We start from the raw sequence: 24,255 nt of genomic DNA on the forward strand, positions 1-24,255 counted from the left end.
CGGCGTGGCATCGCACGATGACACGCCGTTTTTGTCTCTCTCACCCATGTGGCGCAGGCTCATCTATCACCCGGAAGTTAACTACGCACTGCGGCAAACCCTGGTGTTGTGTCTCCCTGTGGCTGTGGGTTTAGTTCTCGGTTATCTGCAATACGGTCTGCTGTTCTCCCTCGTCCCCGCCTGCTGCAACATTGCTGGCCTCGACACGCCCCATAAACGCTTTTTTAAACGCCTGATTATTGGCGGCTCGCTGTTTGCCGGCTGTAGCCTGGCCGTGCAGCTGTTGCTGGCGCGCGATATACCGTTGCCCCTCATTCTGACGGTGCTGGCGATGACGTTAGGGGTCACGGCAGAGATCAGCGCCCTGCATGCCCGCCTGCTGCCCGCCTCGCTGATTGCCGCCATCTTTACCCTGAGCCTGGCGGGAAATATGCCGATCTGGGCGCCGCTGCTCATCTACGCGCTGGGCACCCTGTGGTACGGGCTGTTCAACTGGTTCTGGTTCTGGATGTGGCGCGAGCAGCCGTTGCGTGAATCCCTGAGCGTGCTCTACCGCCAACTGGCCGATTACTGCGAAGCCAAATACACCCTGCTGACCCAGCATACCGACCCTGAAAAATCGTTACCGCCGCTGCTGGCCCGCCAGCAGAAGGTGGTCGACCTGATTAGCCAGTGTTATCAGCAGTTGCACATGCTTGCCGCGAACAAAAATCATGAATACAAGCGGCTGCTGCGTACCTTCCAGGTGGGTCTGGATCTGCAGGAGCACATCTCCGTCAGCCTGCATCATCCGAAGGAGGTGCAAACGCTGGTGGAGCGCAGCCACGCCGAAGCGGTGATCCGCTGGAACGCCCTGACCGTCGCCGCCCGTCTGCGCGTGCTGGCGGATGACATTCTCTATCATCGCTATCCCACCCGCTTCAACATGGACAAGCAGCTTGGCGCGCTGGAAAAAATCGCCCGCCAGCACCCGGATAACCCGGTGGGTCAGTTCTGCGCATGGCACTTCAGCCGGATTGCCCGCGTGCTCCGCACCCAGCGTCCGCTCTATCCGCGCGATCTGATGGCGGACAAGCAGAAGCGCCTGCCGCTGATCCCCGCCCTGAGAAGCTATCTGTCGCTTAAATCTGCCGCCCTGCGCAATGCGGCCCGCATCAGCGTGATGCTGAGTATCGCCAGCCTGATGGGCGTGGCGCTGCATCTGCCTAAGCCTTACTGGATCTTAATGACCGTCCTGCTGGTGACGCAAAACGGCTACAGCGCCACGCGGGTACGCATTCTCCACCGGGCGGCCGGTACCCTGGCGGGGCTGGTTATTGCCGGCGTTACCCTGCACTTCCACGTTCCGGAAGGCTACACCCTGACGGGGATGCTGATGGTCACCCTGGTAAGTTATCTGTTCATTCGTAAGAACTACGGCTGGGCGACGGTGGGCTTCACGGTGACCGCCGTGTACACCCTTCAGCTGATCACGCTGAACGGGGAGCAGTTTATTATCGCCCGACTGGCCGACACCCTGATTGGCTGTTTAATCGCTTTCGGCGGGATGGTATGGCTGTGGCCGCAATGGCAAAGCGGGCTGCTGCGCCAGAACGCCCACGACGCGCTGGAGGCCGATCAGGAGGCCATCCGCCTGATCCTCAGCGACGATCCGCAACCCACACCGCTGGCGTGGCAGCGCATGAAGGTTAACCAGGCGCACAACGCGCTGTTCAACTCCCTGAATCAGGCGATGCAGGAGCCGGGCTTCAATTCAGCCTATCTGGCGGATATGCGGCTGTGGGTGACGCACAGCCAGTTTATCGTCGAACATATCAATGCGATGACGACGCTGGCGCGGGAACATACGATGCTGACGCCCGATCTGGCGCAGCGGTATTTGCAGTCGTGTGAAATTGCGCTTCAGCGCTGTCAGCAGCGTCTGGAGTATGACGCGCCGGGGGAGAGCGGAGACAGTAATATTCTGGAAGCGCCAGAGACCCTGACGCACGGCCCCATGAGCACGCTGGAACAGCATCTGCAGCGTATTCTGGGGCATCTGAACACCATGCACACCATTTCGTCGGTGGCGTGGCGCCAGCGCCCGCATCACGGTATCTGGTTGATCCGGCGGCTGAAACGCACGCCGTATTAATTGCCGGGTGGCGCTGCGCTTACCCGGCCTACAAATCCGTAGGCCCGTGCAAGCGCAGCGCCGCCGGGCAACACAACTACGCCTGAACCACCCGCTTCACCGCGTTCGCAAAGCGGTTCATCCCTTCGTCGATATCCGCGCTTTCCACCAGCAGCGACGGCGCAAAGCGCATCACGTCCGGTCCGGCGTTGAGCACCATCGCCCCTTCGCTGGCGGCGGCATAGAGGAAATCACGCGCCCGGCCTTTGTACTGCGGCTTCAGCTCGGCGCCAATCAGCAGCCCCATGCCACGGATATCGCTGAAGACATCGTACTGGGCATCGATCTGCTGGAGATGCTTCACGAACTGCTCGCGCTTCGTATTAACGCCGCTCAGCACTTCCGGGGTATTGATGATATCGAACGCCGCCCCTGCGACCGCACACGCCAGCGGGTTGCCGCCGTAGGTGGAGCCGTGAGAGCCCACGTGGAACGCCGAGGCGATATCCTGGGTGGTGAGCACCGCGCTGACCGGGAAACCGCCGCCGAGTGCCTTGGCGCTGGTCAGGATGTCCGGCGTCACGCCGTAGTGCATATAGGCAAACAGATCTCCGGTGCGCCCCATGCCGCTCTGCACTTCATCAAAGACCAGCAGCGCCTGGTGCTGATCGCACAGATCGCGCAGTCCCTGCAGGAATTCTGGCGTTGCCGCCATCACGCCGCCTTCGCCCTGGATGGGCTCGACAACTACCGCGCAGGTGTGATCGTCCATCACCGCTTTTACCGCATGCAGATCGTTAAACGGCACGTGGATGATGTCGGCCGGTTTCGGGCCAAAGCCGTCGGAATATTTTGGCTGACCGCCCACGGTCACGGTAAACAGCGAACGACCGTGGAACGCGTTATGGAAAGCGATGATTTTGCTTTTAAACGGGCTGTGGCGGGTGGACGCGTAATACCGGGCCAGCTTAAAGGCCGTTTCGTTGGCTTCGGTGCCGGAATTCATAAACAGCACGCGTTCGGCAAAGGTGGCGTCGATGATTTTACGACCCAGACGTAGCGCGGGTTCGTTGGTAAAGACGTTGCTGGTGTGCCACAGGGTTTCGCCCTGGCTTTTCAGCGCCTCGACCAGCGCCGGGTGACAGTGACCTAACGCCGTCACTGCAATGCCGCCCGCAAAATCAATGTACTCTTTGCCCTGTTGATCCCAGACGCGGCTACCTTTCCCTTTCACCGGGATAAACTCAGCCGGTGCATAAATTGGCAGAATCACCTCATCGAATGTCGCGCGCGTAATTGCAGATTGTTCAGTTGCCATGTAACCCCACCCTTTTTTAAGCAAAAAGCAGAAGTGAAAATATAATCACGAAATATGCTTAAAAAATCACTTCATGGCAACTAAAAATCAACGATTGAGGAAATTAGCCAGCAGCTGGTGGCCCTGCTCGCTGAGAATGCTTTCCGGGTGGAACTGCACCCCCTCCAGATCCCATTCCCGGTGGCGGATACCCATGATCTCCTGCGTTTCGCTCCAGGCGGTGACCTCAAAGCAGTCGGGTAAGGTAGGCGGATCGATGACCAGGGAGTGGTAGCGGGTGACGGTAAGCGGGTTATTCAGGCCAAGGAACACTCCCGTGCCGGTGTGCGTTACCGGGGAGGTTTTGCCGTGCATCACTTTGGCGGCCCGCACGATGGTGGCGCCAAAGACCTGGGCGATAGCCTGATGTCCGAGGCAGACGCCCAGAATCGGCAATTTACCGGCATAGTGGCGGATCACCGCCAGCGAAATGCCGGACTCATCTGGCGTGCAGGGTCCGGGAGAGATCACAATTTTCTGCGGATTGAGCGCCGCGACATCCTCCAGAGAGAGCACGTCGTTGCGCCGGACCTCCACCTCCGCCCCCAGTTCGCAAAAATACTGGTACAGGTTCCAGGTGAAGGAATCGTAGTTATCAATCAGCAGAATCATGGCGGCTCCCGAAAAAATGGCCGCCCTATTCTACTCAGTTTCCCGGGCTTCGCTTACCACTTTACTGAAGATTGCGTTCAACGCGCTCAGATCCCCCATCGCCCCGCTCTGGTTGGCCTGCGCCCACGCCTCAGGATCGATATCGCGCCAGTCGAGCTGATAGCCCGCATGGATCGCCAGCTGCTCAAAGAAGATGCGCTGAACAATGCCGTTGCCGATGCGGAACGGGTGCAGGACGTTGATTTCGCAATAGTAGTGGCTGAGGCGGTTGATGAAGTCCGCTTTCTCAAGCCCGACGAGATACCCCTCTTCTTCCAGATCCTGCATCAGGGCGTTGCCCTCTTTTTCGATGTAGGCGAAGTGGCAGAAGCGGGTATCGCCCTGGTAGATATCCATTTCACGAATATCACCTGCCCAGTCGAAGATATCCTGATAGATATGCTGATGAATGGCGCACAGATGCGGCAGTCCGCGCAGCAGCGGCCCCAGGCCGAGGGTAGCCGCGCGCAGGGCAGTGAGTTCATACGCCGCCTGCGCAAGACGCTCCGCCTGGCGGATGCCCAGCCGGTTACGCATCACATTCAGTCCGGGATAGAGATAGGGATCGCGATCGTTGCCGTATTTATCGCTCATAGTGCCTCCTGAGTTCCTCAAGACGCAACTGTGCCTCGTCGGCGCTGAGCGTGACTAGCGGACTGTCGACCCCTTCAAGACGGCGACTGGCCTGAAAATTCGCGTTTCGCTGTTGTTCCCAGAGACGGGATTTTTGTTTCTCAGTGAGTTTTTTCACCTGTTACCTCCCTGCTTGTGCCCGTGTTGCCACAAGTATAAGCAGCAAACTGCAGTTTCGCAGGGAGGTAAAGGCAACGCGGGCAAAGACTGCCCGCGCCAGCAGGGATTAAGGCAGGACTTTCGCAGAGAGGATAACTACCGGTTTTGTCGGCACATTCTGGTAAGGGCCGACGTCGTGCGTCTGCACCTGAGAAATTTTATCGGCCACATCCATGCCTTTCACAACTTTACCAAATACCGCATAGCCAAAATCACGCTGGCCGTGGTCGAGGAAGGCGTTGTCCGCCACGTTGAGGAAGAACTGGCTGGTGGCGCTGTCTTTATCGGCGGTACGCGCCATCGAGATGGTACCGCGGCTGTTGCGCAGGCCGTTATCCGCTTCGTTCTTGATTGGCGGGTTAGGCTGCTTCTGCTGCATCTGCTCGTTGAAGCCGCCGCCCTGCAGCATGAAGCCTGGGATCACACGGTGGAAAGTGGTGCCGTTATAGAAACCGCTGTTCACGTAATCGAGGAAGTTTTTCACAGAAATTGGGGCTTTCTGACTGTTCAGTTCCAGCTCAATGTTGCCGGCAGAGGTGGTCAACAGAACGTGCGGGTCTCCTTTCGCTGCCAGCGCAGCAGGAGAGAGGGCTGAGAGAGCAAGTACAGCCGCGACAGCCGCCAGGGTTGATTTGAGCATGAGAATTCCTTAACAAAGCGCAGTAAAGAAAGCGAATGGCTTGATTCTAAAGAGCAGTATGAACCTAGGCCAGCCATTTACCTAATTTTACCAATTTGAAACAGATGTAACCGCCGGGCAAACTCAGGCCAGTGAAGTTAACGTGATTAATATCACTCTTTTCTATGCAATTGATGAATAATTTATCTTAAAAGATTTAATTAGATCACATTCACGATTAAAATCTGGCCGCCCGCAGCGCAGTCAACGCGCTTTACATCTCTATTCACAGGCCAGTCATGACTAACAGCAATCGTATCAAGCTCACATGGATCAGCTTCTTCTCCTACGCCCTCACCGGTGCGTTGGTAATTGTCACCGGGATGGTGATGGGAAATATCGCAGACTATTTCAACCTGCCCGTTTCCAGCATGAGTAACACCTTTACCTTCCTTAACGCCGGGATCCTGATCTCCATTTTCCTCAATGCCTGGCTGATGGAAATCGTCCCGCTGAAAACCCAGCTGCGTTTTGGCTTTGTGCTGATGGTGCTTGCCGTGGCGGGTCTGATGCTCAGCCACAGCATCGCCCTCTTCTCCGCCGCCATGTTTGTGCTGGGTCTGGTCAGCGGGATCACCATGTCCATCGGGACATTCCTCATCACCCACATGTATGAAGGTCGCCAGCGCGGCGCGCGCCTGCTGTTCACCGACTCCTTCTTCAGCATGGCCGGGATGATCTTCCCGATGGTGGCCGCCGCGCTGCTGGCCCGCAGCATCGAGTGGTACTGGGTCTATGCCTGCATCGGTGTGGTCTACGTGGCGATCTTTGTTCTGACCTTCGGCTGTGACTTCCCGGTTCTGGGCAAAAAAGCGCAGACCACCAGCGAGCCGGTTGCGAAAGAAAAATGGGGTATTGGCGTCCTGTTCCTCTCCGTTGCCGCCCTGTGCTACATCCTGGGCCAGCTGGGCTTTATCTCCTGGGTGCCGGAGTACGCCAAAGGTCTGGGGATGAGCCTGAACGATGCCGGCAAGCTGGTCAGTGACTTCTGGATGTCGTACATGTTCGGCATGTGGGCGTTCAGCTTTATCCTGCGCTTCTTCGATCTGCAGCGCATCCTCACCGTGCTGGCAGGCGCTGCCACCGTGCTGATGTACCTGTTCATCAACGGTTCCCCGGAGCAGATGCCGTGGTTCATTCTGACGCTCGGCTTCTTCTCCAGCGCCATTTACACCTCGATCATCACCCTGGGCTCCCTGCAGACCAAAGTGGCTTCGCCTAAGCTGGTTAACTTCGTGCTGACCTGCGGCACCATCGGCACCATGCTGACCTTCGTGGTTACCGGCCCGATTGTTGCCCACAGCGGCCCGCTGGCAGCGTTACACACCGCGAACGGCCTCTATGCGGTGGTGTTTGTGATGTGTCTGGTGCTGGGCTTTGTGACCCGCCACCGCCAGCACAAGGCAGCAGCGGCACACTAACTCTTAAGCCCCTTTGCGCTCGGTAAAGGGGCTGTTTTTGGTAAAGAACACTTCTTCTCCGCCGCTGTCCGTCTGTACCCAGGTCTGCGCCAGCTGGGTCGTCGCAATCACCCTGCCCTGACGAATCGACCAGCGCACCGGCACCTGGCAGCGCACCGCTTCAAAGCCGCTTTCCGCTGGCAAGATAATTAAGTTTGCCGGGTTCCCCGTTTCGATACCGTAATCGCTCAGCCCAAACGTGCGCGCGCTGTTGTGGGTGATGAGGTTGAGTCCGCTATCAATTTGCTGATAGCCCATCATCTGACAGACGTGCAGCCCCATGTGCAGAACCTGCAGCATATTGCCGGTACCCAGCGGATACCAGGGGTCAAACACGTCGTCATGGCCGAAGCAGACGTTAACCCCCGCCTCCAGCAACTCCTTCACCCGGGTAATGCCGCGCCGCTTTGGATAGTCGTCAAAGCGCCCCTGCAGATGGATATTCACCAGCGGATTGGCGACAAAGTTAATCCCGGAGAGCTTCAGCAGACGAAACAGCCGCGAGGTATAAGCCCCGTTATAGGAGTGCATCGCGGTGGTATGGCTGGCGGTAACGCGCGGGCCGATCCCGGCCTCATACGCCAGCGCGGCCACCGTTTCGACAAACCGCGACTGCTCGTCGTCGATCTCATCGCAGTGAATATCCAGCGGACGGTCGTACTTCTTCGCCAGTTCAAAGGCGATATGCAGCGACTGCACGCCATATTCCCGGGTGAACTCAAAGTGCGGGATAGCGCCTACCACGTCAGCCCCCAGCCGTAACGCCTCTTCCAGCAGTGCGGCGCCGTTGGGATAGGAGAGGATCCCCTCCTGCGGGAACGCGACGATTTGCAGGTCGACCCATGGCGCGACCTCCTGCTTCACCTCCAGCATCGCCTTCAGGGCGGTGAGGGTCGGATCCGAGACATCCACATGGGTGCGCACAAACTGGATGCCGTTGGCGATCTGCCACTTCAGGGTCTTCCAGGCCCGGGCTTTAACATCCTCGTGGCTAAGCAGCGCCTTGCGCTCCGCCCATCTTTCGATGCCCTCAAACAGCGTCCCGGACTGGTTCCAGTTCGGCTCACCCGCGGTCTGGGTGGTATCCAGGTGGATATGCGGCTCGATAAAGGGCGGAATGGCCAGCCCGCCGCGAGCGTTTAACACCTCATAGCTCTCGCTCTGCTTCTCGCCCGTTGGGGTGATTTCGCCAAAACGACCGTTCTCAATAGCCAGTTGCCATAAGCCATCCCGTCCCGGTAAACGGACGTTCTGGATAAGCCAAAGCGGTGCTGTAGACATCATGTTCTCCCTAAAATGAGGGCTGAAATTCAGGAGTAGCTGAAATTAAAAATTAGCCTCCTATTTTGTACACAAAATCATCGATTACGAAAAGCCTGAGATTTCCAGTACTTATAAAAAACCTGACAAATCAACAAACTACCCACTAAGGAGTAGTTGAAGGCGTATTTGATTTGCATCAATAAGCGGCTTTGCTGAATCGTTAAGGTAGGCAGTAATAGAAAAGAAATCGAGGCAAAAATGAGCAAAGTCAGACTCGCTATCATCGGTAACGGCATGGTCGGCCACCGCTTTATTGAGGATCTCCTTGATAAAGCCGATGCCAACCGGTTCGACATTACCGTGTTCTGTGAAGAACCCCGTAAGGCGTACGACCGCGTGCACCTCTCCTCCTATTTCTCTCACCACACCGCCGAAGAGCTCTCTTTAGTGCGCGAAGGTTTTTACGAGAAACATGGCGTGAAGGTTCTGGTGGGCGAGCGCGCTATCACCATCAACCGTCAGGAAAAAGTGATTCATTCCAGTGCGGGACGCACGGTTTTTTACGACAAGCTGATCATGGCGACTGGCTCATACCCGTGGATCCCGCCGATCAAAGGGTCTGAAACTCAGGATTGCTTCGTCTATCGTACCATTGAAGATCTGAACGCCATTGAATCCTGCGCCCGTCGCAGCAAACGCGGCGCGGTTGTCGGCGGCGGCCTGCTCGGCCTCGAAGCCGCTGGCGCGCTGAAAAACTTAGGCGTTGAAACCCACGTCATCGAATTTGCCCCGATGCTGATGGCAGAGCAGCTCGACCACATGGGTGGCGAGCAGCTGAAACGCAAAATTGAAAGCATGGGTGTGAAAGTTCACACCAGCAAAAATACCAAAGAGATCGTGCAGGAAGGCACCGAGGCGCGTAAAACCATGCGCTTCGCCGACGGCAGCGAGCTGGAAGTCGACTTTATCGTCTTCTCCACCGGTATTCGCCCGCGCGACAAGCTGGCCACTCAGTGCGGTCTGGCCGTTGCCCAGCGCGGCGGGATCATGATCAACTCCACCTGCCAGACCTCCGATCCGGATATCTACGCCATCGGTGAATGCGCCAGTTGGGAAAATCACGTCTACGGTCTGGTTGCCCCGGGCTACAAGATGGCGCAGGTGACTGCCGACCATATCCTCGGCAATGAAAACGCCTTCACCGGCGCGGACATGAGCGCCAAGCTGAAGCTGCTGGGCGTGGACGTAGGCGGTATCGGCGATGCGCACGGTCGCACGCCGAACTCCCGCAGCTACGTCTACCTCGACGAAAGCAAAGAAGTTTATAAACGTCTTATCGTCAGCCCGGATAACAAAACCCTGCTCGGCGCGGTGCTGGTGGGTGATACCAGCGATTTCGGCAACCTGCTGCAGCTGGTGCTGAACGCCATTGAGCTGCCGGAGAATCCGGACGCGCTGATCCTGCCAGCCCACGCGGCCAGCGGCAAGCCGTCCATCGGGGTTGATAAGCTGCCGGACAGCGCGCAGATTTGCTCCTGCTTCGACGTCACTAAAGGCATGCTGGTTGCCGCCATCAACAAAGGCTGCCACACCGTTGCGGCGCTGAAAGCTGAAACCAAAGCCGGTACCGGCTGCGGCGGCTGTATCCCGCTGGTGACCCAGGTGCTGAACGCCGAGCTGGCGAAACAGGGCATCGAAGTCAACAACAACCTGTGCGAGCACTTCGCTTACTCTCGCCAGGAGCTGTACCACCTGATCCGCGTTGAAGGCATCAAATCCTTCGACGAGCTGCTGCAAAAACACGGTCAGGGCTATGGCTGTGAAGTCTGTAAACCGACCGTCGGTTCTCTGCTGGCCTCCTGCTGGAATGAGTACGTGCTCAAGCCGCAGCACACTCCGCTACAGGACACCAACGACAACTTCCTGGCGAACATCCAGAAAGACGGTACCTACTCCGTCATTCCACGTTCTGCCGGCGGTGAAATCACCCCGGAAGGGCTGGTGGCTGTCGGTCGCATCGCACGCGAGTTTAACCTCTACACCAAAATCACCGGTTCCCAGCGTATCGGCCTGTTTGGTGCGCAGAAAGACGACCTGCCGGAAATCTGGCGTCAGCTGATTGAAGCGGGCTTCGAAACCGGTCACGCCTATGCCAAAGCGCTGCGTATGGCGAAAACCTGCGTGGGCAGCACCTGGTGCCGCTACGGCGTGGGCGACAGCGTCGGTTTCGGCGTCGAGCTGGAAAACCGCTACAAAGGCATCCGCACCCCGCACAAAATGAAGTTCGGCGTCTCTGGCTGTACCCGTGAATGTGCTGAAGCGCAGGGTAAAGACGTGGGGATCATCGCCACTGAGAAAGGCTGGAACCTGTATGTCTGTGGTAACGGCGGGATGAAACCGCGTCACGCGGACCTGCTGGCGGCGGATATCGACCGTGAAACGCTGATTAAGTACCTCGACCGCTTCATGATGTTCTACATCCGTACCGCGGACAAACTGACCCGTACCGCGCCGTGGCTGGATAACCTGGAAGGCGGCATTGACTACCTGAAGTCCGTTATCATCGACGACAAGCTGGGCCTGAACGCGACGCTGGAAGAAGAGATGGCTCGCCTGCGCGATGCCGTGATTTGCGAATGGACCGAAACCGTCAACACCCCGTCGGCGCAGGTTCGCTTCAAACACTTTATCAACAGCAACCAGCGCGACCCGAGCGTGCAGGTCGTGCCTGAGCGCGAACAGCATCGTCCGGCGACGCCGTATGAACGCATTCCGGTGACTCTGGTGGAGGAAAACGCATGAGCCAGTGGGTAAACATCTGCAAAATCGACGAGATCCTGCCAGCCACCGGCGTGTGTGCGCTGTTGGGTCATGAGCAGGTTGCCATTTTCCGTCCACGTCACGACGAACAGGTTTTTGCCATCAGCAATATCGACCCGTTCTTTGAGGCCAGCGTGCTTTCCCGCGGGATCATCGCGGAACATCAGGGCGAGCTGTGGGTTGCCAGCCCGCTGAAAAAGCAGCGTTTCCGCCTGAGCGACGGCCACTGCATGGAAGATGAGAGCCACTCCGTGAAGCACTATGACGTCCGCGTCAAAGACGGCAAGGTGCAGCTGAGAGGCTGATAAAACCGGAGGGTGCAATGCCCTCCGTTATTTGATTTTGATTTTGTAGGCCCGGCAAGCACAGCGCCGCCGGGCGTTGCCGGATGGCGAAGCAAGCTTCTTATCCGGCCTACGGTTTATTTATTATTTCTTTAATTATTATTTTGGATAATCAAATGTTTACAGACACTATTAATAAGTGTGCGGCTAACGCTGCGCGTATCGCACGCCTCAGCAAAAATAGTCCTCTCGGATTCTGGATCAGTTCCGCGATGGCCGGTGCCTATGTGGGCCTGGGGATCATTTTAATTTTCACCCTCGGTAATCTCGTCGACCCATCCGTTCGTCCGCTGGTGATGGGCGCTACCTTCGGGATCGCGCTGACCCTGGTCATCATCGCAGGTTCTGAGCTTTTCACCGGTCACACCATGTTCCTGACGCTGGGCGTGAAAGCCGGCACCATCACCCAGAGCCAGATGTGGGGCATTCTGCCGCAGACCTGGCTCGGTAACCTGGTGGGCTCCGTGTTTGTCGCGCTGCTTTACAGCTGGGGTGGCGGTAGCCTGCTGCCGGTGGATACCAGCCTCGTTCACACCGTCGCCCTGGCGAAAACCACCGCCCCGGCGATGGTCCTGTTCTTTAAAGGCGCGCTCTGTAACTGGCTGGTGTGTCTTGCGATCTGGATGGCAATCCGTACTGAAGGTGCCGCGAAGTTCATCGCGATCTGGTGGTGCCTGCTGGCCTTTATCGCCTCCGGTTACGAACACTCCGTTGCCAACATGACGCTGTTTGCCCTCTCCTGGTTTGGTCACCACAGCGAAGCCTATACCCTGTCAGGCATCGGTCATAACCTGTTGTGGGTAACGCTAGGCAATACCCTTTCTGGGGTTGTATTTATGGGTTGGGGTTACTGGTATGCTACCCCTAAAGCGGAGCGTCCAACTCCTGCCACCATCGCAACCGTTCAGGCGAAAGCCAACCAGTAAGAGGTAATGTCGTGGATCACCTGCCAATATTCTGTCAATTACGCAATCGTGACTGCCTGCTCGTGGGCGGTGGCGATGTGGCTGAACGTAAAGCCCGCCTGCTGTTAGAGGCAGGGGCCCGACTCACCGTAAACGCCCTCGACTTCGCCCCGCAGTTTACCGTGTGGGCGCAGGAAGGGATGCTCACCCTGGTTGAGGGTGAGTTCAACGAATCTCTGCTCGATACCTGCTGGCTGACCATCGCCGCTACCGACGACGATGTGGTTAACCAGCGCGTCAGCGACGCCTGTGAAACCCGGCGGATCTTCTGCAACGTGGTGGATGCGCCGAAAGAGGCGAGTTTCATCATGCCGTCGATTATCGACCGCTCGCCGCTGATGGTCGCCGTCTCCTCCGGCGGTACCTCGCCGGTGCTGGCGCGCCTGCTGCGCGAAAAGCTCGAAGCCATTCTGCCGCAGCACTTAGGCCATGTAGCCCACTATGCGGGTCAGTTGCGCGCCCGGGTGAAAAAGCAGTACGCCACCGTCGGCGAACGCCGCCGCTTCTGGGAAAAATTCTTTGTCAACGACCGGCTGGCGCAGTCGCTGGCTAACCAGGATCGCAAAGCCGTGGATGACACCACCGAGCAGCTGCTGAGTGCACCGCTCGATCACCGTGGCGAGGTGGTGCTGGTGGGCGCAGGTCCGGGCGATGCCGGCCTGTTAACCCTGAAAGGGCTGCAGCAGATCCAGCAGGCGGATATCGTGGTTTATGACCGTCTGGTCTCTGATGACATCATGAACCTGGTGCGCCGGGATGCCGACCGGGTGTTTGTCGGCAAGCGCGCCGGATATCACTGCGTACCGCAGGAAGAGATTAACCAGATCCTGCTGCGTGAAGCGCAAAAGGGGAAACGCGTGGTGCGTCTGAAAGGCGGCGATCCCTTTATCTTCGGGCGCGGCGGCGAAGAGCTGGAGACGCTGTGTGACGCAGGCATTCCGTTCTCGGTGGTGCCGGGCATTACCGCCGCCTCTGGCTGCTCGGCCTATTCCGGTATCCCACTGACCCACCGTGATTACGCCCAAAGCGTGCGTCTGGTTACCGGCCACCTGAAAACCGGCTGCGAACTGGACTGGCATAACCTGGCCGCGGAAAAACAGACCCTGGTGTTCTATATGGGGCTGAACCAGGCGGCGACCATTCAGGCGAAACTGCTTGAACACGGCATGGATGCAGAAATGCCGGTTGCGCTGGTGGAGAACGGCACGTCGATCAAACAGCGTGTGGTCAGCGGTGTATTAACCCAGTTGGGCGAGCTTGCCCAACAGGTTGAAAGCCCGGCGCTGATCGTGGTAGGCCGCGTGGTGGCGTTGCGTGACAGACTAAACTGGTTCTCCAACCACTGAGCCAGACTGAACATATTCCCCGCTCAATGAGTAGTCCTGTTATGGACTACTCCTCTCTTACCCCTGTCGATAACATACCTTCCGTGAAAGCATATTTTCATATATTCCCTCATGTTACAGACAAGGAAGCGTTATGTTCAAACTGGCAAAGATTGCCCTGGTTGCAGGCATCTTAACGACTCTTACGGCATGTACCGGCCGTGTTGAAAACACCAAAAATAACTGCAGCTACGATTACCTGCTGCACCCGGCGATCTCTATCTCCAAGATCATCGGCGGCTGTGGCCCGGCAGCGAGTCAGTAAGCGTTTTTCAGGCATAAAAAAACCGGGGAGTTCCCGGTTTTTTTTCGCAGAGTGGCGCTATTACACTACCCCGTAGGCCGGGTAAGGCAAAGCCGCCACCCGGCAAACAAGCTTAAGGTTTCGCCACAAACCCAATCGCTTCGTACACCGCTTTCAGCGTTTCAGAGGCGCGTGCGCTGGCCTTCTCGGCACCCTCTTTCATCACTTTCTGCAGGAAGGCTTCGTCATTACGGAACTGGTGATAACGCGCCTGCAGTTCGGTCAACATGCCGGAAACCGCGTCAGCCACTTCGCCTTTCAGATGACCATACATTTTGCCTTCGAAGTGCTGCTCCAGCTCAGGAATGCTGCGCCCCGTCACGGCGGAGAGAATATCCAGCAGGTTAGAGACGCCCGCTTTGTTCTGCACGTCGTAACGCACCACAGGCGGCTCGTCCGAGTCGGTAACCGCACGCTTGAGCTTCTTAACCACCGCTTTCGGATCTTCCAGCAGGCCGATAACGTTGTTGCGGTTATCGTCTGACTTGGACATCTTCTTGGTTGGCTCCAGCAGGGACATCACGCGAGCGCCGGACTTCGGAATAAACGGCTCTGGCACCTTGAAGATGTCGCCGTAGATCGCATTGAAGCGCTGGGCGACATCGCGGCTCAGCTCCAGGTGCTGCTTCTGGTCTTCACCCACCGGAACCTGGTTGGTCTGGTACAGCAGGATGTCAGCGGCCATCAGCACCGGATAGTCAAACAGACCGGCGTTGATGTTTTCGGCGTAACGGGAAGATTTATCCTTGAACTGGGTCATACGGCTCAGTTCGCCGAAATAGGTGTAGCAGTTCAGGGCCCAGCCCAGCTGCGCGTGTTCCGGCACATGGGACTGAACGAAAATGGTGCTTTTCTCAGGATCGATACCGCAGGCCAGATAGAGCGCAAGGGTGTCGAGCGTCGCTTTACGCAACTGCTGCGGATCCTGGCGCACGGTAATGGCGTGCTGGTCAACGATGCAGTAGATACAGTGATACTCATCCTGCATGTTCACCCACTGACGCAGCGCACCCATATAGTTGCCAATGGTCAGTTCACCTGAGGGCTGTGCGCCACTAAATACGATGGGCTTAGTCATTTTTCAATTCCTGATTTTCACTGTGCGAAAGCCCGAGAACGGGCAGTAAATCTTTGAAGTGGTCGAAGACAAAATCCGGCTCACTCAGCGTAATGGATTCACCGTAGTTATAACCATAGGTGAGGCCAACGGACGGGCAGCCTGCGGCCCTGGCAGCCAGAATATCATTGCGCGAATCACCTACAAAGAGCAGTGCTTCAGGCGATAAAGATAATTTTCCTGCCACCAGCAGTAGCGGTTCGGGATGCGGCTTCTTGTTCTGCACGTCATCGCCACCGACAATCACCGAGAAATAGTGGGCAATATCCAGCGCTTCCAGCAACGGCGCGACGAACGCTGTCGGCTTATTGGTCACCAGCGCCAGCGGCATACCCTTAGCATGCAGCGCGCCCAGCGTACCGGCCACATCCGGGAACAGGAAGCTGCCCTCTTCCACCGTCTCTTCATAAAAACGGTTAAACAGCTTACGCAGGACACGAACCTGCTCTTCCTGCGGGATATCCGCATGATCGACACCCGGCTTGCCCTGCGCCGCACGTTGGATCGCCCGTTCCTGACGCGCCCAGGTCAGCGCGCGTTCCATCAGCACGTCCGCCCCGTTACCGATCCACGTAACCACGCGCTCTTCGCCCGCGACCGGCAGTTCCAGCGCGTACAGCGCCTGATCCACTGCCGCTGTTAAACCCGGCGCGCTGTCCACCAGCGTGCCGTCGAGGTCAAATGCAACGCCCCGAATTGCCTGCAAATTATCCATGACTTACCTTCGCCAGTTCACTGCGCATTTCATCAATGACTTTTTTGTAGTCCGGCTGATCGAAAATAGCCGAACCCGCGACAAACATATCCGCGCCCGCCGCAGCGATTTCGCCGATGTTGTTGACCTTCACGCCACCGTCCACTTCGAGGCGGATATCAAAGCCAGACTCGTCGATACGGCGGCGCACTTCACGCAGCTTATCCAGCGTTTGTGGAATGAAGGACTGCCCGCCAAAGCCCGGGTTCACGGACATCAGCAGGATCACGTCCAGCTTATCCATAACGTAATCAAGGTAGCTCAGCGGCGTGGCCGGGTTAAAGACCAGGCCCGCCTTACAACCGTGCTCTTTGATCAGCTGCAGCGTGCGGTCAACGTGTTCGGAGGCTTCAGGATGGAAGGTGATGATGCTGGCGCCCGCGGCGGCAAAATCCGGCACGATGCGATCAACCGGCTTCACCATCAGATGCACATCAATGGGTGCGGTGACGCCATAGTTGCGCAGCGCCTTCAGGACCATCGGGCCGATGGTCAGGTTAGGCACGTAGTGGTTATCCATAACGTCGAAATGAACGACATCCGCACCGGCAGCCAGGGCTTTCGCGGTGTCTTCGCCCAGCCGGGCAAAATCAGCCGAAAGAATTGAGGGTGCAATCAAATACTGTTTCATCCGCATCTCCTTGAACTTTGTTTAACGGCGGGCGAAACGGCTCAGGGCAGATAGAGAGCCAGCAGTTCGTCCACCTTTTTACGTGTACCGCCGTTGCTGCTGATGCTGCGCCGGACCTTGACCTGAAAATGCTCAGCGGCCTTGTACCATTCGCGCGTATCGGGCGTGTCGTGATTCGAAATTAACACCGGGATACTTTTGCTGACCAGTTTTTCCGCCATCTCCGCCAGACGCGCCTGCTCGGCGGGACTGAAGCTGTTGGTATGATAGGCGGTGAAGTTCGCCGTTGCCGACAGTGGAGCATAAGGCGGATCGCAGTAGACCACCGAGTTAGCGTCAGCTTTATCCATACACTCTTCATACGAGAGGCAATGGAACTCCGCATTCTGCGCTTTTTCAGCAAAGTGATACAGCTCGGCCTGCGGGAAGTACGGGCGCTTGTAGCGACCAAAGGGCACGTTGAATTCACCACGCAGGTTGTACCGGCACAGGCCGTTGTAGCCATGGCGGTTAAGATAGAGGAACAACAGCGCACGGCGGAACTTGTCCTGGCTCTGATTAAACTCAGCGCGATGCTGATAGTAAACGTCCGGGTTGTTGTTCTCTGGCGTAAACAGCTTGCGCGCCTCATCGACGTACTCATCGGTACGCTCTTTTACGATGGTATAGAGGCTGATCAGATCGCTGTTGATATCCGCAAGGATATAGCGGGAGTAGTGGGTATTGAGAAATACCGAGCCCGCGCCAACAAAGGGTTCGACAAGACACTCGCCGTCTGGCAGGTGTTTTTGAATATCATCGAGCAGGGGGTATTTCCCCCCTGCCCATTTCAGAAAAGCGCGATTTTTTTTCATGCTGACTAACTGATTACACCTTCTCCGGCTGTGGAGAAAGCTCCGACAGCATCCTGCGCTTCACAGATTACTTCAAATCGGACTGAACCTGACGGATCGGCTTCGCCCACGGATTTTTCGCCTGAACGTCGGCTGGCAGCGTGGCAACCGCGCGTTTTGCTTCATCTTTAGAAGAGTACACACCGCTCACCAGCACATACCATGGCTGACCGTTACGGGTGGTCTCGTAAACAACGAAGTTTTTCAGGTTTGATTTTTTCGCCCAGCCGTTGAGGTTGTCATAGCTGGAAGAGCTGCTCAGCTGCAACGTGTAGTTGCTGGACGGCGCAGACTTCAGTGAACTCACATTCCCTGTAGATTTACCGGTGCTGGCAGAAGCCGCAGGCGCGGTTGCTGCTGGCGTCGAGGCGGTTGCCGCAGGCGCGGTTGCTGCTGGCGTCGAGGCGGTTGCCGCCGGCGCTGGCGTAGCCGTCGCTTTCGGTGCCGCCGCGGTTGCCGCTGGCGCTTTGGCCGGGGCGCTGGTTGCCGTTTCAGTGTGCTTCGGCTGCGCGGCGGCTTTCGGCGCTTCGGCTTTGGCAACTGGCTGTGGCTTCACTTCACGCTTCGGCTCGATAACCGTCTGCTTACGTTCCTGATGCTGTGCAGGTTTAGTCTGACGTGGCGCAGTTTCTGTAGCCGCCGTCTGCTGCTGCCCGGTGGCACCACGAACTGGCGCGACGGTCGCAGGCTCGGTCGGCAGCGTGGAGTTAACCACCACGTTGTTGACCTGCTGCTGGCTCTGCGGCTGCGTCAGGGCATTATTCAGATCGCCCTGCACTTCAACACGCTGCTGGCCTTCCGGGGTCGCCGGAGACTGGCCCTGAGTTGGCGTGGAGGCAACTGGCGGCAGAGAGATCTCCTGCTGGGTATTCCCGGCAGTATTCTCTGCAGAAGTGGTGCCTGGCGCAGGCTGGGTGCCATTCGCCTGATCGGCAGCACTGCCGGAGAGATCGATGCTCTTCTCGCCGGACGCGGTTTGTTCAGCAGGCGTGGTTGACGGGGCTTTGAGTGCAGAGCCGACGCCGATAATCAGCAGCAGCAGGACCAGCACGCCCAGACCCATCATAATGTACTGGCGGGAAGCGGGCTTCGCCGGAGCGGCTTTACGCTTACGCGGGCGACGCTCTACGGGCTCTTCGTCCATTGAATCTTCTTCGGACTCATAATCCTCTTCTTCACGCTCGTCGCGGGCGGCGCGGCCACGCGAAGGACGAGGATCGTCATTGTCCAGATCGACCTCATCAAAGTTAATTTGCGGATCGTTATCACGTTCTGAAGACTGGCGAGTACGACCAGTACGACGATCGCTGGGATCGGGTTTCAGCTCGTCTTCTGGTTTGAATTCATCCATTTAACACCCCACTAAAAGGCTTATGCCTACAACTTTGCACATCACCTGAAGCAAACTGGCTACGTGTTACCGCAGCCGGACCTTTCTAATAGTTACGCTTGCTGGCAATCAGCAATAGCGCCAAGAACGACATCGTGCGGCACACCGCCACGAACTTCACTCTTTCCGATGGCAAGCGGGAGTACCAGACGCATCTCGCCTGCTAATACTTTTTTATCACGCATCATGTGCGGCAAGTAGGCCTGCGCTGACATTTCTCGCGGCCCCGTCACCGGCAAACCGGCGCGCTCAAGCAGCGTGATAATGCGTTGTGTATCCGCCTTGCTGAACTGACCCAGACGCTCCGAGGTGCGTGCGGCCATTACCATTCCCGCCGCCACGGCCTCGCCATGCAGCCAGTTACCGTAGCCCATTTCGGCTTCGATAGCATGACCGTAGGTGTGCCCCAGATTCAGTAAAGCACGTAAGCCTGTTTCGCGCTCGTCTGCGGCAACCACTTCTGCTTTCAGCTCACAACAACGGCGAATACAGTACGCCATCGCCTGACCATCCAGGCGCAACAGGGCGTCCATATTCTCTTCAAGCCAGCTAAAGAACTCGCCGTCCAGAATAATGCCGTACTTGATCACTTCCGCCAGGCCAGAGGCCAGCTCGCGCTGAGGCAGCGTTTGCAGACAGTCGAGATCCACCACCACCGAAGCGGGCTGGTAGAACGCGCCAATCATGTTTTTGCCAAGCGGATGGTTAACGGCGGTTTTGCCACCAACGGAAGAGTCGACCTGCGACAACAGCGTGGTAGGAATTTGAATAAAACGGACACCGCGCTGATAGCTTGCCGCAGCAAACCCCGTCAGATCGCCAACGACACCGCCGCCTAAAGCCAGCAGTGTAGTGTCGCGACCGTGCGGTTTTTGCAGTAATGCGGTGAAGACGGTATCGAGTACCGTCAGGCTTTTATACTGCTCGCCATCAGGCAGAATCACACTGTCGACCTTCACGCCAGCCTGTTCGAGCAGCTGACGTACGCGGTCGAGATAAAGCGGAGCCAGAGTCTCATTGGTGACCAGCATTGCCTGATCACCCGCTTTCAGTGGTAAGAAGGAAGCTGGGTCGTTAAACAAACCAGCCGCGATAGTGATAGGGTAACTCCGTTCACCGAGAGTGACTGTAATCCTCTCCATAACGCGACATCCACCTTAAATGCTTTTACCCGCAGGCGAGTGTATATAAAGCCAGAATCAGTTGCTTTCCAGCATATGAATAATCTGGTTTGCGACCACTTTTGCGCTCTGGTCGTCTGTGCGAATGGTGACGTCAGCAATCTCTTCGTACAGCGGATTGCGTTCACCAGCCAGTGCTTCCAGAACTTCGCGTGGAGGCGTCTCAACCTGTAGCAACGGGCGTTTTTTATCACGCTGCGTACGCGCCAGTTGTTTTTCGATGGTCGTTTCGAGATAGACCACGACACCGCGGGCGGAGAGACGGTTGCGAGTTTCGCGAGATTTTACAGAGCCGCCGCCGGTAGCCAGCACAATGCCCTGCTTTTCCGTAAGTTCATTGATGACTTTTTCTTCACGGTCACGGAAACCCTCTTCGCCTTCTACGTCGAAGACCCAGCCCACATCAGCTCCGGTTCGTTTCTCAATCTCTTGATCAGAATCGTAAAATTCCATATTGAGTTGTTGAGCTAACTGGCGCCCAATAGTGCTTTTGCCGGCACCCATAGGCCCAACCAGAAAGATATTGCGTTTCTCTGCCATTTTTTCGGTACTACTAAGACTATTCGTTAATGGTAAACCCGCTTCGCCGATACCTGGCGTAACAGGACATGAACTGAAACCTCATATGCGATAGAGCGAGAGTCAGACTAAAAATTATCTCAGTACTCCAGCTTGTTTGGCAACAGAATAAATCACCAGGCTTGCCGCTTAAGTTATTAAGGGGTGAGATTGTGTAAGCTGATTCTCAAATCGGTACTCCTTGTATGCTAATTCATGCCCCACGTCAAACATCTGCAACAAACAGAATGCAAAATCACGCGGGGCATTACTGCCCAGTATGGCGTTGCAACCAGACGTGGGGTGATAAAAACCACTAATTCCCGGCGCTCGTTGTCTTTACCCTGATGGCGGAAAAGTTGCCCCAGGAGAGGAATACGGCTCAAGCCTGGCACATTTTCGCTGCCGCTTTTATGCCTCTGAGAAAAAATTCCCCCTAAGGCCAGCGTTTCACCACTTTTAACTTCAACCTGGGTTTCAATCTCCTGCTTATCGATGGTCAGGGTTTCACTGTCGGCCTGCTGCAACACCTGGCCCGGGCTGTTCTCGCTGATACGCAGCTTCAGGCGTACCCGACCGTTGGCCAGCACCACCGGCGTCACCTCCATGCCCAGCACCGCCTCTTTAAACTCTACCGACGTCGCCCCGCTCTCTCCGCTGGAGACCTGATAAGGGATCTCGCTCCCCTGTTTGATGCTGGCGGGCTGCATGTGGGATGCCAACAGCCGCGGGCTGGCGATGATATCTACCTGCTGCTTTTGTTCGAGGGCGGAGAGCTCAATGTCCAGCAGCCGGCCATTAATCCGCCCGATATTAAAGCCCACCTGCGTGGTCGCGGCGTTAACCGCAAGATCGGCGCTGAGTATCGTCAGCTGTCCGGGCTTACCCGCCTGCTGAGCCTGGGCCAGACTCCACTTCACCCCTAACTCGCGCAGGCTTTTTTCACTCATGCTGACGATGTGCGCCGCGAGCTCGACCTGCGCTACCGGCAGATCCATCTGCGTCACCCAGTGCTGTAGTGCGTCCAGCGCTGCCCGGGTGTCGCGCACCAGCAGACGATTGGTGCGCTTGTCCACCGCAAGGCTGCCTTTCGGGCTAAGGAGCTTTTCGGCCGCCTGCTGGAGATCGCTCGCATCCGCATACGAGAGAGGGAAGCTGCGCGCCTCCAGCGGCACGCTGAGCTGGCGCTTTGCGCGCTCCGCCTCTTTTCTGGCCTGCTGCTGCTGTTGCCAGGCGGCGCTGTGAATATAAAAGATGCCCTCCTGCTGGCGCATCACCAGCCCGGCGCTGGTCACTACCGTCTGTAGCGCCTGTAGCCAGGGCACCTTCTGCAGACGCAGCGAGACGTTGCCGCTCACGTCCGGGGCGATAATCATGTTGCGGTTCTCCTGCTCCGCCAGAGCCTGCAGAAGCTGGGCGACCGGCACATCATCCACCACCAGATTGACGGCCGCCGTTTCCGCTGCCAGCGCCTGGCTGGCGATCAGCAGCAGTGCCACGATCCCTGTTTTCATGTTTCGTTCCTTGTCGTTGCCATCGCCACAGCGGCTGTTCACAGACCTCAGAGGTGTCGATGACCAGCTCCTTTTCATCCAGCGTCATTACCCGCCCACCCTGAGGCAGCGTCTCGCCGCGGCGCACCCGCAGCCAGCGCGACGTTTCATCCCTGACGATCCCCACCGGCACCGCGCCGGACACCAGCCCGGCATAACGCCACTGGCTCAGGACGGCGTCGGGGCAGCGTGATACCGGGGCCTGAAACGGATCGCGCATGCCGAGAAGCAGCGGCAGTAAAAGCAGCACGCCCCTGTTAACCCGCATTCTGCCGCTCCAGCTGGAGGGTAATCCGTAGCTTTTGCTGCTCTGGCTGGATGGTAAAACGCCCGACCGCCACATCGCGCCGGGCGAGGGTGGCAAACAGCGTGGGGATCTGCGCCCACACCGCATCGACCACCAGCTCCCCGCCTGCGCTGACGGGCTGCCAGCGCACCATCCGCATCTCACCGGTATCGAACTCCAGCGGCGAAAAAGGGCGCGTTGCCACGGACGCTGGGACGTCATCCTCGGGGAAGAGCTTACGCACTGCGGTCCATAAGCGGGCGTTGATCGCCGCATCTTGTTCATGCTGAGCCTGCTGCGTCGTGAGCTGTTGATGCTGTATGTGTAGCTGCACACCGGTGACGCCGAACAGCATCAGCCCGGAACTGACGCCCCAGCACAGGCCGCGCCAGCGCGGAGACAGCCTGTACCAGATGTCAGGATGGATCCGCATAAGCCTGCTCCTTGCGGGTCAGCGTCCAGCTAAACTCCCAGCGTCCCTGCGCGTCCTGGCGCATCTCCCCCGGCGTTCCCGGCCCGAATCCGGGCAGCAGGCGTAGTGCCGTCTCCAGCGCCGCAAGCGCCGGTAAGGTAGTGGCGTATCCGTGGAGCGAGAGCGTGGACTGCTTAAAGCGAAGCTGCGCCAGCCATGCCTGCTCCGGCAGGGCGTGGGCCAGGGCGATCAGTTCCGCCTGCCAGGCCTCCGTGCTGGCTTTTTGCCGCGCCCAGCGCTGGCGTTGCTGGCGCTGAACAACACGCGCCGCCCACTGCTTTTGCCGCTGCTCCAGCGCCTGTCGCAGCGCCAGATCGCTGGCCTGCCTATGGGCGTAAACATCCGTCTGCAGAGATGAGCTGGCCCGAAGGGCCGTCCAGAGCACCAGCGTTAAGAGCAGCGAGCCGGTAAACAGCAGGCCCCAGAAGCGCAGGCAGTGGCGTTTTTGTTGCTGACGCCACGGCAGCAGGTTTGCGGTCCTCATACCGGATAGACTCCCGCCGCCAGCGCCAGCGCGACGCTAAAATCCGCGCCATTTTCAGGCAGCGGCGGCTGCCGGTGGGGTACCACGCACCAGGGATCGAAACTGGCCATATCGCAGCAGGCGATCTCCTCAACCCTGAGCGCCAGCAGCGCGGCCAGCCGTTCGACGTCGGGGGCTTCCGCCAGCCCGCGCCTGCCCCACTGGTGGCGCATCGCCCAGAGCCACTGGTCCCGATCGCGCCAGGCGATACACTGGGCGGGCGCCTGCACAAAAGGCAGCAGATGCGTCAGCGCTCCGGCATCGGGCGTGATGGTGGTGAGTTGCAGGCGCAGGACCCGGGCCAGCTCCAGAAGCGCGTCGATCTCCTTATTTTGTGCGGCAGTAATCTGAAATGTCTGGCTGAAGGTATCTTCTGCATAGTCAAAACGCAGGGCTTCGGGCGCCATCTCCAGTTCACGGCTCAACGCGGATGCAATCCAGGCCGTCTGCTCGCTGTCGCGCAGGGTCATCGCCGGGCGCGGCAGCGTGCGCTGCAGGGTGCGGGCAGCCGGAAAGGCGAGAAATATTTGATGCTGATGCGGCAGCGTCTGACGCCATTCGCGCAGGGCCGCAGCCAGTTGTTCGGGCTGAAGAATTTGCCCGTCGTGGATAATGCCCTCCGCCAGGGGGAGCTGCCACCAGCGGCGCAGACCCCACCCCGACTTTTCGCGCACCAGCGCGACGGCCAGAACCTTATCCTGTTGAATATGAACGCCTGTTCGCCATGTTTTAAACGCCATGTTTCACGATCTCCTTATCGTCCC

General features: G+C 57.8%; 24 protein-coding genes and 1 pseudogene. 7 read left to right on the forward strand and 18 right to left on the reverse strand.

Annotated features, from left to right (window positions below; translation table 11 throughout):
* Positions 1-46: 46 nt before the first annotated feature.
* Positions 47-2,134: a YccS/YhfK family putative transporter gene (locus tag FHN83_RS09725; RefSeq protein WP_139565433.1), complete on the forward strand. Its 2,088-nt coding sequence runs from the start codon at positions 47-49 to the stop codon at positions 2,132-2,134.
* A gap of 76 nt (positions 2,135-2,210) precedes the next feature.
* On the opposite strand, the gene argD is transcribed toward FHN83_RS09725, so the two are convergent.
* The 5 genes from argD to ppiA all read right to left on the reverse strand — a co-directional run bounded on the left by argD (position 2,211) and on the right by ppiA (position 5,553).
* Positions 2,211-3,431 carry a bifunctional acetylornithine/succinyldiaminopimelate transaminase gene (argD, locus tag FHN83_RS09730; RefSeq protein ID WP_039031537.1) on the reverse strand — a complete coding sequence of 407 codons (1,221 nt, stop codon included), beginning with the start codon at positions 3,429-3,431 and terminating at the stop codon, positions 2,211-2,213.
* A gap of 87 nt (positions 3,432-3,518) precedes the next feature.
* Positions 3,519-4,082 carry an aminodeoxychorismate synthase component 2 gene (gene pabA / locus FHN83_RS09735; protein ID WP_139563737.1) on the reverse strand — a complete coding sequence of 188 codons (564 nt, stop codon included), beginning with the start codon at positions 4,080-4,082 and terminating at the stop codon, positions 3,519-3,521.
* Positions 4,083-4,112: 30 nt separating this feature from the next.
* Complete coding sequence (locus FHN83_RS09740) at positions 4,113-4,715, reverse strand: putative adenosine monophosphate-protein transferase Fic (protein WP_039031535.1); 603 nt, start codon at positions 4,713-4,715, stop codon at positions 4,113-4,115.
* Positions 4,705-4,872, reverse strand: a complete 168-nt coding sequence (locus FHN83_RS09745) for a YhfG family protein (protein WP_138370778.1) — start codon at positions 4,870-4,872, stop codon at positions 4,705-4,707. The genes FHN83_RS09740 and FHN83_RS09745 overlap by 11 nt, the downstream gene beginning before the upstream one ends.
* 108 nt (positions 4,873-4,980) lie before the next feature.
* Complete coding sequence (ppiA, locus tag FHN83_RS09750) at positions 4,981-5,553, reverse strand: peptidylprolyl isomerase A (protein WP_039031534.1); 573 nt, start codon at positions 5,551-5,553, stop codon at positions 4,981-4,983.
* A gap of 278 nt (positions 5,554-5,831) precedes the next feature.
* Between ppiA and tsgA the strand changes: the two genes are divergently transcribed.
* Positions 5,832-7,013, forward strand: a complete 1,182-nt coding sequence (gene tsgA / locus FHN83_RS09755) for an MFS transporter TsgA (protein WP_139563738.1) — start codon at positions 5,832-5,834, stop codon at positions 7,011-7,013.
* Between the two features lie 3 nt (positions 7,014-7,016).
* On the opposite strand, the gene FHN83_RS09760 is transcribed toward tsgA, so the two are convergent.
* Positions 7,017-8,333 (reverse strand): cytosine deaminase, encoded by a 1,317-nt coding sequence (locus FHN83_RS09760; RefSeq protein WP_139563739.1) that lies wholly within the window; start codon positions 8,331-8,333, stop codon positions 7,017-7,019.
* A gap of 240 nt (positions 8,334-8,573) precedes the next feature.
* Here FHN83_RS09760 and nirB point away from each other — a divergent pair, with 240 nt between their 5' ends.
* The 5 genes from nirB to FHN83_RS09785 all read left to right on the forward strand — a co-directional run bounded on the left by nirB (position 8,574) and on the right by FHN83_RS09785 (position 14,094).
* The gene (nirB, locus tag FHN83_RS09765; protein WP_138370776.1) at positions 8,574-11,117 is read left to right on the forward strand and encodes a nitrite reductase large subunit NirB; all 2,544 of its coding nucleotides are present in this window, start codon (positions 8,574-8,576) and stop codon (positions 11,115-11,117) included.
* Positions 11,114-11,440: a nitrite reductase small subunit NirD gene (nirD, locus tag FHN83_RS09770; protein WP_039031530.1), complete on the forward strand. Its 327-nt coding sequence runs from the start codon at positions 11,114-11,116 to the stop codon at positions 11,438-11,440. Before nirB ends, nirD begins: the two co-directional genes overlap by 4 nt.
* Before the next feature lie 155 nt (positions 11,441-11,595).
* Positions 11,596-12,405, forward strand: coding sequence for a nitrite transporter NirC (gene nirC / locus FHN83_RS09775; RefSeq protein ID WP_139563740.1), 810 nt, complete (start codon positions 11,596-11,598; stop codon positions 12,403-12,405).
* Positions 12,406-12,416: 11 nt separating this feature from the next.
* Positions 12,417-13,790 carry a siroheme synthase CysG gene (gene cysG, locus FHN83_RS09780; RefSeq protein ID WP_139563741.1) on the forward strand — a complete coding sequence of 458 codons (1,374 nt, stop codon included), beginning with the start codon at positions 12,417-12,419 and terminating at the stop codon, positions 13,788-13,790.
* A 133-nt stretch (positions 13,791-13,923) separates the two neighbouring features.
* Positions 13,924-14,094 (forward strand): YhfL family protein, encoded by a 171-nt coding sequence (locus FHN83_RS09785; RefSeq protein WP_039031528.1) that lies wholly within the window; start codon positions 13,924-13,926, stop codon positions 14,092-14,094.
* A 112-nt stretch (positions 14,095-14,206) separates the two neighbouring features.
* On the opposite strand, the gene trpS is transcribed toward FHN83_RS09785, so the two are convergent.
* From trpS to pilM, 12 genes and pseudogenes are all read right to left on the reverse strand, one after another.
* Positions 14,207-15,211, reverse strand: a complete 1,005-nt coding sequence (trpS, locus tag FHN83_RS09790; RefSeq protein ID WP_039031527.1) for a tryptophan--tRNA ligase — start codon at positions 15,209-15,211, stop codon at positions 14,207-14,209.
* The gene (gene gph / locus FHN83_RS09795) at positions 15,204-15,965 is read right to left on the reverse strand and encodes a phosphoglycolate phosphatase (protein ID WP_039031526.1); all 762 of its coding nucleotides are present in this window, start codon (positions 15,963-15,965) and stop codon (positions 15,204-15,206) included. Before gph ends, trpS begins: the two co-directional genes overlap by 8 nt.
* Entirely contained in the window at positions 15,958-16,635 is a 678-nt protein-coding gene (rpe, locus tag FHN83_RS09800; RefSeq protein WP_039031525.1) for a ribulose-phosphate 3-epimerase, read from the reverse strand. Before rpe ends, gph begins: the two co-directional genes overlap by 8 nt.
* A gap of 41 nt (positions 16,636-16,676) precedes the next feature.
* Positions 16,677-17,489: an adenine-specific DNA-methyltransferase gene (dam, locus tag FHN83_RS09805; protein WP_039031524.1), complete on the reverse strand. Its 813-nt coding sequence runs from the start codon at positions 17,487-17,489 to the stop codon at positions 16,677-16,679.
* 67 nt (positions 17,490-17,556) lie between these two features.
* Entirely contained in the window at positions 17,557-18,879 is a 1,323-nt protein-coding gene (gene damX / locus FHN83_RS09810; RefSeq protein ID WP_139563742.1) for a cell division protein DamX, read from the reverse strand.
* Between the two features lie 92 nt (positions 18,880-18,971).
* Positions 18,972-20,060 carry a 3-dehydroquinate synthase gene (gene aroB / locus FHN83_RS09815; protein ID WP_039031522.1) on the reverse strand — a complete coding sequence of 363 codons (1,089 nt, stop codon included), beginning with the start codon at positions 20,058-20,060 and terminating at the stop codon, positions 18,972-18,974.
* A 57-nt stretch (positions 20,061-20,117) separates the two neighbouring features.
* Positions 20,118-20,639 carry a shikimate kinase AroK gene (gene aroK / locus FHN83_RS09820; RefSeq protein WP_010436374.1) on the reverse strand — a complete coding sequence of 174 codons (522 nt, stop codon included), beginning with the start codon at positions 20,637-20,639 and terminating at the stop codon, positions 20,118-20,120.
* 302 nt (positions 20,640-20,941) lie between these two features.
* A pseudogene (hofQ, locus tag FHN83_RS09825) lies at positions 20,942-22,171 on the reverse strand (DNA uptake porin HofQ); the annotation flags it as partial.
* On the reverse strand, positions 22,086-22,478 hold the full coding sequence (locus FHN83_RS09830; RefSeq protein ID WP_139563744.1) for a HofP DNA utilization family protein: 393 nt from the start codon (positions 22,476-22,478) through the stop codon (positions 22,086-22,088). The gene FHN83_RS09830 and the pseudogene hofQ, both read right to left, overlap by 86 nt.
* A complete protein-coding gene (locus tag FHN83_RS09835) occupies positions 22,468-22,929 on the reverse strand; it encodes a HofO (RefSeq protein WP_139563745.1) in 462 nt (153 codons plus the stop codon). The genes FHN83_RS09830 and FHN83_RS09835 overlap by 11 nt, the downstream gene beginning before the upstream one ends.
* On the reverse strand, positions 22,913-23,452 hold the full coding sequence (locus tag FHN83_RS09840) for a PilN domain-containing protein (RefSeq protein WP_139563746.1): 540 nt from the start codon (positions 23,450-23,452) through the stop codon (positions 22,913-22,915). The genes FHN83_RS09835 and FHN83_RS09840 overlap by 17 nt, the downstream gene beginning before the upstream one ends.
* Positions 23,449-24,231, reverse strand: coding sequence for a pilus assembly protein PilM (pilM, locus tag FHN83_RS09845; protein ID WP_039031519.1), 783 nt, complete (start codon positions 24,229-24,231; stop codon positions 23,449-23,451). Before pilM ends, FHN83_RS09840 begins: the two co-directional genes overlap by 4 nt.
* Between the last annotated feature and the right edge of the window lie 24 nt (positions 24,232-24,255).

This window comes from Leclercia adecarboxylata (assembly GCF_006171285.1).
GTDB classification, from domain to species: Bacteria; Pseudomonadota; Gammaproteobacteria; order Enterobacterales; family Enterobacteriaceae; genus Enterobacter; species Enterobacter barmai.

Excerpts from the sequence above, each read along its gene's own strand:
- FHN83_RS09725 (WP_139565433.1), top strand. The coding sequence starts at position 47 with ATGTGGCGCAGGCTCATCTATCACCCGGAAGTTAACTACGCACTGCGG.
- argD (WP_039031537.1), bottom strand. The coding sequence starts at position 3,431 with ATGGCAACTGAACAATCTGCAATTACGCGCGCGACATTCGATGAGGTG.
- pabA (WP_139563737.1), bottom strand. The coding sequence starts at position 4,082 with ATGATTCTGCTGATTGATAACTACGATTCCTTCACCTGGAACCTGTAC.
- FHN83_RS09740 (WP_039031535.1), bottom strand. The coding sequence starts at position 4,715 with ATGAGCGATAAATACGGCAACGATCGCGATCCCTATCTCTATCCCGGA.
- ppiA (WP_039031534.1), bottom strand. The coding sequence starts at position 5,553 with ATGCTCAAATCAACCCTGGCGGCTGTCGCGGCTGTACTTGCTCTCTCA.
- tsgA (WP_139563738.1), top strand. The coding sequence starts at position 5,832 with ATGACTAACAGCAATCGTATCAAGCTCACATGGATCAGCTTCTTCTCC.
- FHN83_RS09760 (WP_139563739.1), bottom strand. The coding sequence starts at position 8,333 with ATGTCTACAGCACCGCTTTGGCTTATCCAGAACGTCCGTTTACCGGGA.
- nirB (WP_138370776.1), top strand. The coding sequence starts at position 8,574 with ATGAGCAAAGTCAGACTCGCTATCATCGGTAACGGCATGGTCGGCCAC.
- nirD (WP_039031530.1), top strand. The coding sequence starts at position 11,114 with ATGAGCCAGTGGGTAAACATCTGCAAAATCGACGAGATCCTGCCAGCC.
- nirC (WP_139563740.1), top strand. The coding sequence starts at position 11,596 with ATGTTTACAGACACTATTAATAAGTGTGCGGCTAACGCTGCGCGTATC.
- FHN83_RS09785 (WP_039031528.1), top strand. The coding sequence starts at position 13,924 with ATGTTCAAACTGGCAAAGATTGCCCTGGTTGCAGGCATCTTAACGACT.
- trpS (WP_039031527.1), bottom strand. The coding sequence starts at position 15,211 with ATGACTAAGCCCATCGTATTTAGTGGCGCACAGCCCTCAGGTGAACTG.
- gph (WP_039031526.1), bottom strand. The coding sequence starts at position 15,965 with ATGGATAATTTGCAGGCAATTCGGGGCGTTGCATTTGACCTCGACGGC.
- rpe (WP_039031525.1), bottom strand. The coding sequence starts at position 16,635 with ATGAAACAGTATTTGATTGCACCCTCAATTCTTTCGGCTGATTTTGCC.
- dam (WP_039031524.1), bottom strand. The coding sequence starts at position 17,489 with ATGAAAAAAAATCGCGCTTTTCTGAAATGGGCAGGGGGGAAATACCCC.
- damX (WP_139563742.1), bottom strand. The coding sequence starts at position 18,879 with ATGGATGAATTCAAACCAGAAGACGAGCTGAAACCCGATCCCAGCGAT.
- aroB (WP_039031522.1), bottom strand. The coding sequence starts at position 20,060 with ATGGAGAGGATTACAGTCACTCTCGGTGAACGGAGTTACCCTATCACT.
- aroK (WP_010436374.1), bottom strand. The coding sequence starts at position 20,639 with ATGGCAGAGAAACGCAATATCTTTCTGGTTGGGCCTATGGGTGCCGGC.
- FHN83_RS09830 (WP_139563744.1), bottom strand. The coding sequence starts at position 22,478 with ATGCGGGTTAACAGGGGCGTGCTGCTTTTACTGCCGCTGCTTCTCGGC.
- FHN83_RS09835 (WP_139563745.1), bottom strand. The coding sequence starts at position 22,929 with ATGCGGATCCATCCTGACATCTGGTACAGGCTGTCTCCGCGCTGGCGC.
- FHN83_RS09840 (WP_139563746.1), bottom strand. The coding sequence starts at position 23,452 with ATGAGGACCGCAAACCTGCTGCCGTGGCGTCAGCAACAAAAACGCCAC.
- pilM (WP_039031519.1), bottom strand. The coding sequence starts at position 24,231 with ATGGCGTTTAAAACATGGCGAACAGGCGTTCATATTCAACAGGATAAG.